14 protein-coding genes and 3 tRNA genes are annotated in these 11,632 nt (G+C 61.2%); 2 read left to right on the forward strand and 15 right to left on the reverse strand.

Annotated features, from left to right (window positions below):
- From HHJ18_RS05170 to trpE, 12 genes are all read right to left on the reverse strand, one after another.
- Positions 1–154, reverse strand: a 154-nt coding sequence (locus HHJ18_RS05170) for a GTP-binding protein (protein ID WP_296912645.1), incomplete at its 3' end; no start/stop codon positions are given.
- A gap of 89 nt (positions 155–243) precedes the next feature.
- A tRNA-Thr gene (locus tag HHJ18_RS05175) sits at positions 244–318 on the reverse strand.
- 73 nt (positions 319–391) lie between these two features.
- Positions 392–465 (reverse strand) — tRNA-Gly (locus HHJ18_RS05180).
- A gap of 47 nt (positions 466–512) precedes the next feature.
- Positions 513–598, reverse strand: a tRNA-Tyr gene (locus tag HHJ18_RS05185).
- A gap of 213 nt (positions 599–811) precedes the next feature.
- Positions 812–1,555 carry a uracil-DNA glycosylase gene (locus tag HHJ18_RS05190; RefSeq protein WP_296912279.1) on the reverse strand — a complete coding sequence of 248 codons (744 nt, stop codon included), beginning with the start codon at positions 1,553–1,555 and terminating at the stop codon, positions 812–814.
- Between the two features lie 7 nt (positions 1,556–1,562).
- Entirely contained in the window at positions 1,563–2,354 is a 792-nt protein-coding gene (gene trpC / locus HHJ18_RS05195) for an indole-3-glycerol phosphate synthase TrpC (protein WP_296912281.1), read from the reverse strand.
- A 10-nt stretch (positions 2,355–2,364) separates the two neighbouring features.
- Positions 2,365–3,417, reverse strand: coding sequence for an anthranilate phosphoribosyltransferase (gene trpD, locus HHJ18_RS05200; RefSeq protein WP_296912283.1), 1,053 nt, complete (start codon positions 3,415–3,417; stop codon positions 2,365–2,367).
- Between the two features lie 38 nt (positions 3,418–3,455).
- Complete coding sequence (locus HHJ18_RS05205; protein ID WP_296912286.1) at positions 3,456–4,118, reverse strand: LysE family translocator; 663 nt, start codon at positions 4,116–4,118, stop codon at positions 3,456–3,458.
- Between the two features lie 3 nt (positions 4,119–4,121).
- Positions 4,122–5,177 (reverse strand): low-specificity L-threonine aldolase, encoded by a 1,056-nt coding sequence (gene ltaE, locus HHJ18_RS05210; RefSeq protein ID WP_296912288.1) that lies wholly within the window; start codon positions 5,175–5,177, stop codon positions 4,122–4,124.
- A 57-nt stretch (positions 5,178–5,234) separates the two neighbouring features.
- Entirely contained in the window at positions 5,235–5,807 is a 573-nt protein-coding gene (locus HHJ18_RS05215; RefSeq protein ID WP_296912291.1) for an aminodeoxychorismate/anthranilate synthase component II, read from the reverse strand.
- A gap of 12 nt (positions 5,808–5,819) precedes the next feature.
- Positions 5,820–6,134, reverse strand: coding sequence for a chorismate mutase (locus HHJ18_RS05220; RefSeq protein ID WP_296912293.1), 315 nt, complete (start codon positions 6,132–6,134; stop codon positions 5,820–5,822).
- A 3-nt stretch (positions 6,135–6,137) separates the two neighbouring features.
- Positions 6,138–7,637, reverse strand: a complete 1,500-nt coding sequence (trpE, locus tag HHJ18_RS05225; RefSeq protein ID WP_296912296.1) for an anthranilate synthase component I — start codon at positions 7,635–7,637, stop codon at positions 6,138–6,140.
- Between the two features lie 483 nt (positions 7,638–8,120).
- Here trpE and HHJ18_RS05230 point away from each other — a divergent pair, with 483 nt between their 5' ends.
- Positions 8,121–8,708: a chalcone isomerase family protein gene (locus tag HHJ18_RS05230; protein ID WP_296912298.1), complete on the forward strand. Its 588-nt coding sequence runs from the start codon at positions 8,121–8,123 to the stop codon at positions 8,706–8,708.
- A gap of 57 nt (positions 8,709–8,765) precedes the next feature.
- On the opposite strand, the gene gph is transcribed toward HHJ18_RS05230, so the two are convergent.
- From gph to rpe, 3 genes are all read right to left on the reverse strand, one after another.
- Positions 8,766–9,509, reverse strand: coding sequence for a phosphoglycolate phosphatase (gph, locus tag HHJ18_RS05235; protein ID WP_296912300.1), 744 nt, complete (start codon positions 9,507–9,509; stop codon positions 8,766–8,768).
- A gap of 18 nt (positions 9,510–9,527) precedes the next feature.
- Entirely contained in the window at positions 9,528–10,283 is a 756-nt protein-coding gene (locus HHJ18_RS05240; RefSeq protein WP_296912302.1) for a response regulator, read from the reverse strand.
- 145 nt (positions 10,284–10,428) lie between these two features.
- The gene (rpe, locus tag HHJ18_RS05245) at positions 10,429–11,124 is read right to left on the reverse strand and encodes a ribulose-phosphate 3-epimerase (protein WP_296912305.1); all 696 of its coding nucleotides are present in this window, start codon (positions 11,122–11,124) and stop codon (positions 10,429–10,431) included.
- A 101-nt stretch (positions 11,125–11,225) separates the two neighbouring features.
- On the opposite strand from rpe, the gene apaG reads away from it, so the two are divergent.
- Complete coding sequence (apaG, locus tag HHJ18_RS05250) at positions 11,226–11,621, forward strand: Co2+/Mg2+ efflux protein ApaG (protein ID WP_296912307.1); 396 nt, start codon at positions 11,226–11,228, stop codon at positions 11,619–11,621.
- Positions 11,622–11,632: the final 11 nt, after the last annotated feature.

Genomic DNA, 11,632 nt, shown 5'->3' on the forward strand with positions numbered 1-11,632 from the left:
CATCGATCTGGTCGTAGCCTTTGGCTTCACCGCCGAATTTGGCGGCGAGCACGGTGGTGATGGCTGCTGTCAGGGTCGTCTTGCCGTGGTCGACGTGACCGATGGTGCCGACGTTGACGTGCGGCTTGGTCCGCGAAAATTTCTCTTTTCCCATTTTCAACTCCAGACATTTGTAAAAAATTACAAAACCAGTTAACGACCGCCGCCCGCCTCGGCGCAATCCGCGCCGCGCAAACTCTAATATGGTGCCCATTCCGGGAATCGGACCCGGGACCTCTCCCTTACCAAGGGAGTGCTCTGCCACTGAGCCAAATGGGCCAAACTCAAAAAACTCTCGCGCCACACAGCGACGCAAATTCAATCAACAAACTCTCTCCACAAAGCATTTTTGTGGAGCGGGAGACGGGAATCGGACCCGCGTCATTAGCTTGGAAGGCTAGGGTTCTACCATTGAACTACTCCCGCGCAACTCTGCCTGCTCACTACCCGCCCGAAGAAAATCAGAAAAAATCTGGTGGATGGGGCTGGATTCGAACCAGCGTACGCGTTAGCGAACAGATTTACAGTCTGCCTCCTTTAACCACTCGGACACCCATCCTTCAAGCGAACCTCGGATTATGCCACGCTTCTATCCTGGCCGACGTTGATGAGATGACAAATAGCTTTAAAAGTTGCCTGCCTTGCAAACCTGTATTGGTTGATTTTTAGACAGTGAACACTAACTTTAGTGCACTATTGTTTAACCGTTGATGCACCGCCGCAGAGGCGTTGGACATCAAAAAGACAGAGCGCCCAGCAAACAGCCCCACTTTTACGGCTTGTCCTCATGGTGCCCATCGCGCCACAGCCGCGCCTGCGAGAAATGCCCACAGCCGATAAAGGGCAAGGGCGGGCGCAGCGCCGACAGCGGCGAGGGATGGTTGGCCAGCAGCACCCGATGGCGGCTGGCATCAATCAACGCGCGCTTGCTTTGCGCATGGGCGCCCCACAGCATGAACAGCACCGCATGCTCGCCCGCCGACACCTGGCGAATCACGCTATCGGTCAAGTGCTCCCAGCCCTGCCCGGCGTGGCTGGCCGGGCGGCCTTCCTCCACCGTCAGGCAGGTGTTGAGCAGCAGCACGCCGTGGCTTGCCCAGCGCACCAGGCTGCCGCCAGGCGCGGGAAACGACGGCAGCGGCGTGCCCAGGTCACGCTGCAATTCCTTGAAGATGTTGCGCAGCGACGGCGGCAAGGGCACGCCGGGCGCGACTGAGAAGGCCAGCCCCTCGGCCTGGCCGCGCCCGTGGTACGGGTCCTGGCCCAAAATGACGATGCGTACCTGCCCGGGTGGAGTGAGTTCCAGCGCCCGCAGCGGCTGCGGCGGAAATATCACAGCGCCTTCGGCCAGGCGGCTGCGTAGAAAATCCAGCAGTTTTTGGCCCGCCTCACTGGCAAAAAAGCCATCGGTCACGGCTCGCCAGCCGGGCGCCACGGGCCAGGCCGCCGGGTTGGCGCTGATCAGTTGCTCAGACTGGTGCGACGCCGACATGTCGCCAGGTTGCGCCGGTGCCATCGCCGCGCTAAGCCCCAAAGAGCTGCTGCAGGGCCTCGCCCGGCTCCTCGGCGCGCATGAAAGCCTCGCCGACCAGGAAGGCGTTGACCCCGGCCCGGCGCAGGCGCTGGACATCGTCCACCGTCGCAATACCGGACTCGCTGATCAGCAGGCGCTCTGCCGGTAGCTGGCCCGCCAGCCCCAGCGTGGTGTCGAGCGAGACCTCGAAGGTGTTCAGGTTACGGTTGTTAACGCCGATCAGTGGCGTTTTGAGCTTGAGCGCGCGCTCCAGTTCGGCCCCGTCATGCACCTCGATCAGCACCGCCATATCGAGCGAAAAAGCCAGCGCCTCCAGCGATTTCATCTGCGCGTCGTCCAGGCAGGCGGCGATCAGCAAGATACAGTCGGCACCCATGACGCGCGACTCATAGACCTGATAGGCGTCGATGATGAAATCCTTGCGCAGCACCGGCAGGCCGCACGAGGCTCTGGCTTGCTTCAGATAGTCAATGCTGCCCTGAAAAAACTGCCTGTCGGTCAGCACCGACAAGCAGGCCGCGCCATGCTCGGCATAGCTTTGGGCGATGTCGGCGGGAATGAAGTCGTTGCGCAGCACGCCCTTGGACGGGCTGGCCTTTTTTATTTCGGCAATCACCGCCGCCTGGCCAGCTGCGATTTTGCCGCGCAGGGCACCGACAAAGTCGCGCGTCAACACGCGTGATTCGGCGTCCTTGCGCATGGCGGGCAGCGGTTTGCGATTGATCGCTTCGGCGATTTCTTCGCGCTTGACGGCAATGATTTTGTTCAGGATGTCAGACATGGTGTGATTTTTAGATTGGCTGCAGCGAGAGGCGGCCAGTGGTTGAAATGAGTTGCTGCAGGCGCGCCTTGGCCGCGCCCGATTCAAGGGCTGCCCGCGCCAGCGCAATGCCGCCTTGCACCGACTCGGCCACATTGGCGGCGTACAGCGCCGCACCGGCGTTCAGCATGACAATATCGCGCGCCGCGCCCGGCTGGTTGTCCAGCACGCCTAGCAGCATGGCTTTGGACTGCTCGGGCGTGTCGACGCGCAGCGCGCGGTTGCTGGCCATGGGCAGCATGAAGTCTTCGGGATGCATTTCGTATTCGCTGATCTGGCCGTTCTTGAGCTCGCCCACCACGGTGGCCGCGCCCAGGCTGATCTCGTCCATGCCGTCCTTGCCATACACCACCAGCGCGTGTTCGGCGCCGAGCCGCTGCAGCGCGCGGATTTGTATGCCGACCAGGTCGGGGTGGAACACACCCATCAAAATATTGGGCGCACCGGCCGGATTGGTCAGCGGCCCCAGGATGTTGAAAATGGTGCGCACGCCCAGCTCCTTGCGGATGGGTGCGACGTTTTTCATCGCCGGATGATGATTCGGCGCGAACATGAAGCCCACCCCCACCTCTTCGATGCAGCGGGCAATCGCGGCGGGCGGCAGGTTGATGTGAACGCCCAGCAGCTCCATCACGTCGGCACTGCCCGACTTGCTGCTGACGCTGCGCCCGCCATGCTTGCTGACCCTGGCGCCGGCCGCCGCCGCCACAAACATGGCGCAGGTCGAGATATTGAAGGTGTGCGAGCCATCACCGCCGGTGCCCACAATGTCGACCAGATGGGTTTTGTCGGCGACATGGACCTTGGTGGAAAACTCGCGCATCACCTGCGCCGCGGCGGTGATCTCACCGATGGTTTCCTTCTTGACGCGCAGCCCGGTGATCAGCGCCGCCATCATCACCGGGGACATCTCGCCATTCATGATGAGGCGCATGACGTGCAGCATCTCGTCGTGAAAAATCTCGCGGTGCTCTATGGTGCGCTGCAGCGCTTCCTGCGCGGTGATTTTGTGGGTGTCAGGCATGGGGTAGCTCCTGTTACTGTTTTAGATTTTCTGGGCCATCAGGCCGGTGGCTGCTCGGTTAAAGCCAGCTTCAGGCCAAAACCCATGAACATCAGGCCGGCCGCGCGGTCCAGCCAATGCATGCCGCGCTGCACCGCGCCTACCCGCCGCGCCAGCCAGGCGGCGGCCAGCGCCCAGCCGAGGTTGACCCACAGGCCGTTGAAATTGAACAGCAAGCCGAGCAGCAAGAACGCCAGCGGCTTGTTAACAACGCCGGGCGCGATGAACTGCGGCACGAAGGCCAGGAAGAACAGCGCCACCTTGGGATTCAGCGCATTTGTCCAGAAACCCCTGAAAAATATGTCCCTCAGGGCTTTAGCCCTTTCGGGACGGGCGTTAGCAGCTACTAAATCAATAGCATACGGCGCGCCTTCAGGCTGACGCACCAGCAGCAAGCGCAGCCCCACATACACCAGGTAGGCCGCGCCCAGCCATTTGAGCAGGTTGAACGCCGTGCTGGAAGCGGCCATCAGCGCACTCACGCCCACGGCGGCGGCAAAGATGTGGACAAAGCAGCCGGCGGTGATGCCCAGCGCCGCCACCATGCCGGCACGCGCCCCCGAGCGCAGCGCGTTGCTGACGATGTAAAGCACATCCGGACCGGGGGTCAGGTTCAGCAGCAGTCCCGCCAGCACAAACAACAACAGGTTGTCGACGCCCATGCGCTACCCCCGGGTTTGGAAAAATTGGCGGATGGCCGCGACCGCGCGGTCCACGCCGTCAACGTCCACATCAAGATGCGTGACAAAGCGCAGCCGGTACAGTCCGGTGGCCTGAATGCCCTGATCGGCCAGATGCTTGAGCAGGGCCGCAGACTGCGCCTTGGCCGCTCCGCTCAGGTCGACAAACACGATGTTGGTCTGCGGCGCTTCGACCTGCAGGCCCGCGATGCCCGCCAGGCCCTCGGCCAGGCGCTGCGCCAGCGCATGGTCGAGCGCCAGCCGCGCTATGTGATGGTCCAGCGCGTGCGACGCCGCTGCGGCCAGCAGGCCGGACTGGCGCATGCCGCCGCCCGCCATCTTGCGAATGCGGTGGGCGCGCGCAATAAAGTCGTGCGAGCCGCACAGCGCCGAGCCAATCGGCGCGCCCAGCCCCTTGCTGAAGCAGACCGAAACGCTGTCAAAACATTCCGCAATACGCCGCGCTTCCGTGTGTGCATCGCTGCCTGTCTGTGCAGCTTGCGCCACCGCAGCATTGAACAGGCGCGCACCATCCAGGTGGCGATTCAAACCTTTGCTTTTTGCAAGCTGCGTGGCAGCTTGCACATAGTCAAACGGCAGCAGCTTGCCGCCCAACGTGTTTTCCAGAGCCAGCAAGCGGCTGCGCGCGAAATGCGCGTCGTCGGGCTTGATGGCGGCTTCAATATCGGCCAAGGCCAGCGTGCCGTCGGCCTGGTGGGCAAGCGGCTGCGGCTGCACGCTGCCAAACACCGCCGCGCCGCCGCCTTCCCAGCGGTAGCAATGCGCCTGCTGGCCAACGATGTACTCGTCGCCGCGCTGGCAGTGGCTCAGGATGGCGCAGAGGTTGCTCTGCGTGCCGGTGGGCACAAACAGCGCCGCCTCGAAACCGAGCATCGCGGCGATCTGTTCCTGCAGCGCGTTGACGCTCGGGTCGTCGCCAAACACGTCGTCGCCCAGCTTTGCTTCTTGCATGGCGGCGCGCATGGCGAAAGTAGGTTGCGTCACCGTGTCGCTGCGGAAATCGATCAGTTTATTGGTCATTTTGGCCTCTAGCCCAATGAATACGGGCGTAATCAGCTATTAAATCAATAGCAATCATTATGCCTTTTGCTGCAGGAAGTTTTTCAGCATGGCGTGCCCATGCTCGGTCAGTATCGACTCGGGGTGGAACTGTACGCCCTGAATCGGCAGCGACTTGTGGCGCACGCCCATGATCTCGCCATCGTCGGTCAAGGCCGTGACGTCCAGTACATCGGGGCAGGACGATTTCTCAATCGCCAAGGAGTGGTAGCGGTTCACGACGAACTGTTCTGGCAGGCCGGCAAACACGCCCTGCTGCGTGGTCGTGACGACACTGGTCTTGCCGTGCATCAGCTGTTGGGCCCGCACAATCTTGCCGCCAAATGCCGCGCCTATGGCCTGATGCCCAAGGCAGACGCCCAAAATCGGCAGCTTGCCGGCAAAGTGCTGGATCGCCGCCACGGAAATACCCGCCTCGGCCGGCGAACACGGGCCCGGCGAGACCACCAGCAGATCGGGTGCGCGCGCGGCGATGTCGGCCAACGTGATTTCGTCATTGCGAAAGACCTCCACCTCGGCGCCCAGCTCACCAAAATACTGCACGATGTTGTAGGTAAAGCTGTCGTAGTTATCGATCATCAAAAGTTTCATGCGTGACATAGCTCAGGCCTCCTGGCGCAGGCGCTTGAATTCGCCGCGCTCAAATTTGATAGATGCGTCAATCATGGCGCGGTAGGCCGCCTTGATGACGGCTTCAGGTGCGCCCTGCTCTTTCGCCATGGCCTGCACCCGATCGACGATGAAGTCTATGCGCGCCTGGTCATGCACCTGGGTTGCCTTTTGCTTGATGCGGGCGGCCTGCGCCACGTAGCCGCTGCGCTCGGCCATCAGGGCCACGATGCGCTCATCCAGCGCATCAATGTGACGGCGAACGTCGGCCATGGTGCTGCAATCCTCGATCTTGTGTATCAGGGTCATGGTTTACTCCAGCCCCTCTTCGACCAACTCGCTGGCGCGCAGCAGGGCGCGCGCCTTGGCTTCGGTTTCTTTCCATTCCAGCTCGGCCACCGAATCGGCCACGATACCGGCGGCCGCCTGCACATACAACACCTGATCCTTGATGATGCCGGTGCGGATCGCAATCGCCACATCCATGTCACCGGCGTAACTGAGATAGCCGCAGGCGCCGCCGTACAAGCCGCGCTTGCTCGGCTCCAGCTGGTCGATCAGTTCCATCGCATGCACTTTGGGCGCGCCGGTCAGCGTGCCAGCCGGGAAGGTGGCGCGCAGCACGTCCATGCCGGTCATACCGTCGGGCAGCAGGCCCTCGACGTTGCTGACGATGTGCATCACATGGCTGTAGCGCTCGACCGCAAAGGCCTCGGTCACCTTCACCGTGCCGGTTTTGGCGATGCGGCCGATGTCGTTGCGCGCCAGGTCAATCAGCATGACGTGCTCGGCGCGCTCCTTCGGGTCGCTGATCAGTTCCTGCTCGGCCGCCTTGTCGGCTTCTAGCGACGCGGCGCGCGGCCGGGTGCCCGCCAAAGGCCGAATCGTGATCTTTTGCCCCTCGTCGGTCTGTTCCTGGCGCACCAGAATCTCGGGCGACGCGCCCACCACATGGAAATCACCAAAGTGGTAGTAATACATATAAGGCGAGGGATTGAGCGAGCGCAGCGCGCGGTACAAAGACAGCGGCGACTCGGTGTAGCGCTTCTTGATGCGCTGGCCGACCTGCACCTGCATGAAATCGCCGGCTTCAATCAGCCGCTTGGCGCGCTCGACGGCGGCGAGGTAGTCGGCCTTGGCAAACTCGCGCTCGGCCGGAAAGCCCTGCGAGGGTTTGACCACCGGTGCGCTGACCGAATATTTGAGCTGCTCCCGCAGTTCGCGCAGGCGCTTTTTGGCGCTGGCGAAAGCCTCGCTTTGCGCCGGGTCGGCATAAACGATGAGGTAAAGCTTGCCCGACAGGTTGTCGATGACCGCCAGTTCTTCACATTGCAGCAGCAAGATGTCGGGGCAGCCCAGCGTGTCGGGCGGGCACGAGGCCTCGAGTTTTTTCTCGATGTAGCGTACCGTGTCGTAGCCAAAGTAGCCGGCCAGGCCGCCGCAAAAGCGCGGCAGGCCGGGCCGTAGCGCGACCTTGAAGCGCTTTTGGTAGTCGCTGATGAAATCGAGCGGATTGAGCGCGGAGCTTTCCACCACGCGCCCGTCGGTGACGACTTCGGTCACGGCCGCAGCACCAAAGCCCGAGGCGCGCAGCAGCGTGCGCGCCGGCAGTCCGATAAAGCTGTAGCGGCCAAAGCGCTCGCCACCCACCACCGATTCGAGCAAAAAACTGAACTTGCCGCCGTCTTTGGAATGCGCCAATTTGAGATAGAGCGAGAGCGGTGTTTCAAGGTCGGCAAACGCTTCAACCATCAGTGGAATGCGGTTGTAGCCCTGGCTGGCCAGGCTTTTGAATTCGAGTTCAGAAATCACAATGAGGTCCTTCGCCAATCAACGACGTACTGAAGACGCCGTCACCTGTCATTGAAAATACCCCAAGTTACGGGGCGGGGCTGCTCGTTGCGTGGTGCAAGAGCGCAGCTAAATCAGGATGTAGCAGCCGCTGTGGCAGGGGTAAGGGCCAGCGGGCAATGTACTAAAGCAGTGAGCGCTTCAAGCCTGCAGGACAGGACAAGGACAGGCCCGCCAAAGCCAGGCTCCCCGGCCTGCAAAACCTGTATGAACGATGTAATGAATGAACATGTTACGCAAAGTGTAGCAAACACCCCGCGGCGCCGCAGTACGTTTTACGCAAAGTCACTTAAACCCGCGCAAACCCAAGGCAGCGCGCGCAGCGACCGCCACTGGTAGTCACACCTATCTCGCAAACCCTGTTGCAAGAGACGACGGCGGACCTGAAAATAGACCGATAAATAGAACGATCGTTCTATTTAAATAGACATTGAGGGATATTTCATGACGTTCATAGCGCGCTGCATAGCAGGCTTGGCTGGTTTAGTGCTGTCGCTTGGCCTGTCGGCTGCGACTGTCGAACTCTCCGGCGTCAAGGTCGCTGATCCGGTGGAGGTTCAAGGCAGCAAACTGGCGCTCAATGGCGCAGGCATTCGCTACAAGGCGATCTTCAAGGTTTACGTGGCGGGGCTTTATCTGGACAAACGGGCCAGCACACCGGAAGAGGTCTTCGCCACCCCGGGCCCGAAGCGCATCAGCATCACGCTGCTGCGCGAGATTGACGCCAACGAGCTTGGCAAAAACTTCACCCGGGGCCTGGAAGACAACACGCCCCGAGGCGACATGGCCAAGCTGATCCCTGCGTTAATCCGCATGGGCCAGATTTTTTCCGACCAGAAAAAACTGCTACCCGGCGAAAATTTCACCATCGACTGGATTCCGGGCAGCGGCACCATAGTCACGGTCAAGGGCAAAGCGCAGGGCGAACCTTTCAAGGAGATCGAGTTTTTCAACGCCCTGCTGCGCATCTGGCTGGGCCCGCAACCAGCGGACGGAAAACTTAAGGAAGCCCTGTTGGGCAATGCCTCCTAAAGCTGGCAGAAGCACCGGCCCGCGCGATGCTCTATCGAGGCCAGAACGGCTGCGTGGTCAGTTCCGCTGCGGCTGCAAATCCAATTGCGCCAGCGAGTCCATAAATCCGTCGGCATCGACCGCGCGCACCGGCTCGCCGTGGTTGTAGCCGTACGTCACCAGCAGCACCGGGCAACCGGCAGCGCGCGCGGCCTGGGCATCGTTACTGGAGTCGCCAATCACCAGCGTGCGGCCCGGCTGGCTTCCTAGGAATTCACAGGTTTTCAGCAGAGGCAGCGGGTCGGGCTTTTTGCGCTCGAACGAATCGCCGCCAAATACACCGCTGAAAAAGCCGTGCAGCCCCTTGCGCTTGAGCAAGTTGCTGGCAAAGCCTAAGGGCTTGTTGGTCAGGCACGCCAGTTTGAGCCCGGCCCGCTGCAAGCCCCTCAAGCCTTCGACAACACCGGGGTAGACCGTCGCGTGCTGGCCGTTGATGCTGGCGTAGTGACGCTGGTAGCTGCCATAGGCCAATTCGTAAGCAGCTAACGAATCAATAGCCGATGGCGCTGGTGCGATATGGGTTTGCAACAGTTTCAGCACCGATCTGACCAAATGCTCGGAGCCTTTGCCGACCAGCCGGCTGACCGTGGCTGCGTCAAGCGTGCGGCTCAGCGGATCACCGCTTGCGCGCTGCGGCAGCTCAGCCAGCATCAGGTTGAGCGCCACCACAAAGTCGCCCATGGTGTCCACCAACGTGCCGTCCAGATCGATGATCGCCGCATCAAAACCGCCAGCGTTCTGACGAAGAAAATCATCAACCATCAGGTCCCTACTCCAAGGCTAGTGCAAGCCCACCACGGTGCGCACCGCCTGCAGCAAATACTCGGTTTCCACCGGCTTGGTAATGTAGCCGTCGGCGCCGCCCGCCAGTCCTTTGATAACTGATTCGCGCGTGGCCTTGGCCGTCAGCATGATGACGGGCACGTCCTTCAGTGCCGGATGGGCACGAATTCTGAGCAGGATGTCGAAACCATCGGCATCGGGCAGCATCACGTCGAGAAGAATCAGATCGGGAACCGGCTGCTTGCGCAGCTCGGCCACCACTTCAGCGCGACATCCGGCCACACGCACATCAAAGCCCTCGAAGGTCAGGAAATGACCCAGAAATTTGGCCAGCTGCAGCTCATCGTCAACGATGAGCGCCGACATCCGCGCGCCCGCCACGCGCGCGCGCGGCAGCCCCCGGTTCCTGGCAATGCGCACATAGAAATGCGCGGTCTTCAGGGATTCGGCGCAGGCATCGGCTTCGGCGTCTACCTCGGTCATGGATGAATGACTGAACTGAAACTGCAGCGACGCCGCAAAAGGGTCCGCCGCGACGGCTGCCGTCAGCCCCTTTTGGATGAGCATGCCGAGCGTCGTGTCGAAGCTGGTGAGCGCATCGACAGCGCTCATGCCATGACGGATCTGGGCCAGCGTCAACAAGCCGTTAAAACGTATCAGCAAATCGACCTCGGCTGGCGAAATCGTGGTCGCCGAGCTGAGCAACTCTTGTTTGCCTTTTGGCGTTACCGCGTAAACATCGGTGTAGTGCATGTCGTGGCGACTTTCAAGCTTTCGTGGATAGGAGGCGTGACAAGGCTCATGCCCGCTGTCAAATTCTGGGGCTTACTGTATACCTGCTGTCTACCCGCCGTAAAAACTGCCGGTTGCAAAAGCCCCTGCGCCTGTGGCCTGCGCCTCACCGGGCCAATTCAAGCCGCATTGCGGCTATCACGGCGCGGTAGTCGGGTTGGCCGAATATCGCGCTGCCAGCCACGAAGGTGTCTGCCCCCGCAGCCGCCACGCGCGCAATGTTCTCCAGCTTGATGCCACCATCAACTTCAAGGCGAATGTCCTTGCCCGATGCATCAATGCGAGCTCTAGCCTGTTCGATCTTGCGCAGCGCCGAATCGATGAAGCTTTGCCCGCCAAAGCCGGGGTTGACGCTCATGATGAGAATTAGATCGATGTCATCAATCACCCAGTCCAGCACGTCCATGGGCGCTGCCGGATTGAATACCAGCCCGGCCTTGCAGCCCTTGGCCTTGATGGCCTGAATGCTACGGTGCACATGGCCCGAAGCGTCTGGGTGAAAACTGATCAGGTCGGCGCCGGCATCGGCAAACGCGGCGGCCAAACTATCGACCGGCTGCACCATCAGATGTACATCAATCGGTACCGGCGTGCCATCAGCCCTTTTGGCATGCGGTTTGAGCGCCTGGCAAATCATGGGCCCAAAACTCAGGTTGGGCACGTAATGGTTGTCCATCACGTCAAAGTGAATCCAGTCTGCGCCGGCCGCAATGACCGCTTGCAGTTCATCCCCCAGACGGGCGAAGTCGGCGGACAAAATGGACGGCGCAATGCGATGGGCGGGCGGCTTGGTTTTTAGCATCACCAGATTGTCGCAGCAAGCCGGCGTGGGGTTATGTATTGCCGCTTTCGGGCCGGGCTAATCGGGGCGGTTAACATGAATGTCTATTGTTCTTTGCCGCCATGCCGAAATACCAATTCACCTGTGAAGTGACCCCGCAATACCTGCCCGACCAGTCGGCGCCGGGAGAGCTGATCTATGGCTTTTCGTACACCGTGACGCTGACCAACACCGGTGAGGTGCCGGCCCAGTTGATTTCGCGCCACTGGATCATCAGCGATGCCAACGGCCACACCGAAGAGGTCAAGGGACTGGGCGTGGTCGGTCACCAGCCGCTGCTCAAGCCGGGTCAATCGTTTCAGTACACCAGCGGCTCGCGCCTGCGCACCGCCAGCGGCACCATGCATGGCAGTTATTTTTGCGTGGCTGAAGATGGCGAGCGCTTTGAAGTGCCGGTTCCGCTATTTTTGCTGGAAGCGCAGCACGGCGGCGCCTCGCCCGGTCGCACCCTGCACTGAACGCGCCGCGT

It is taken from the genome of Polaromonas sp., assembly GCF_012927455.1.
Taxonomy (GTDB): Bacteria; Pseudomonadota; Gammaproteobacteria; order Burkholderiales; family Burkholderiaceae_C; genus Polaromonas.

What these genes read in the sequence shown, in the direction of transcription:
- HHJ18_RS05190 (WP_296912279.1), bottom strand. Translation starts at nt 1,555, where the DNA reads ATGGCACCGGCGCAACCTGGCGACATGTCGGCGTCGCACCAGTCTGAG.
- trpC (WP_296912281.1), bottom strand. Translation starts at nt 2,354, where the DNA reads ATGTCTGACATCCTGAACAAAATCATTGCCGTCAAGCGCGAAGAAATC.
- trpD (WP_296912283.1), bottom strand. Translation starts at nt 3,417, where the DNA reads ATGCCTGACACCCACAAAATCACCGCGCAGGAAGCGCTGCAGCGCACC.
- HHJ18_RS05205 (WP_296912286.1), bottom strand. Translation starts at nt 4,118, where the DNA reads ATGGGCGTCGACAACCTGTTGTTGTTTGTGCTGGCGGGACTGCTGCTG.
- ltaE (WP_296912288.1), bottom strand. Translation starts at nt 5,177, where the DNA reads ATGACCAATAAACTGATCGATTTCCGCAGCGACACGGTGACGCAACCT.
- HHJ18_RS05215 (WP_296912291.1), bottom strand. Translation starts at nt 5,807, where the DNA reads ATGAAACTTTTGATGATCGATAACTACGACAGCTTTACCTACAACATC.
- HHJ18_RS05220 (WP_296912293.1), bottom strand. Translation starts at nt 6,134, where the DNA reads ATGACCCTGATACACAAGATCGAGGATTGCAGCACCATGGCCGACGTT.
- HHJ18_RS05230 (WP_296912298.1), top strand. Translation starts at nt 8,121, where the DNA reads ATGACGTTCATAGCGCGCTGCATAGCAGGCTTGGCTGGTTTAGTGCTG.
- gph (WP_296912300.1), bottom strand. Translation starts at nt 9,509, where the DNA reads ATGGTTGATGATTTTCTTCGTCAGAACGCTGGCGGTTTTGATGCGGCG.
- HHJ18_RS05240 (WP_296912302.1), bottom strand. Translation starts at nt 10,283, where the DNA reads ATGCACTACACCGATGTTTACGCGGTAACGCCAAAAGGCAAACAAGAG.
- rpe (WP_296912305.1), bottom strand. Translation starts at nt 11,124, where the DNA reads ATGCTAAAAACCAAGCCGCCCGCCCATCGCATTGCGCCGTCCATTTTG.
- apaG (WP_296912307.1), top strand. Translation starts at nt 11,226, where the DNA reads ATGCCGAAATACCAATTCACCTGTGAAGTGACCCCGCAATACCTGCCC.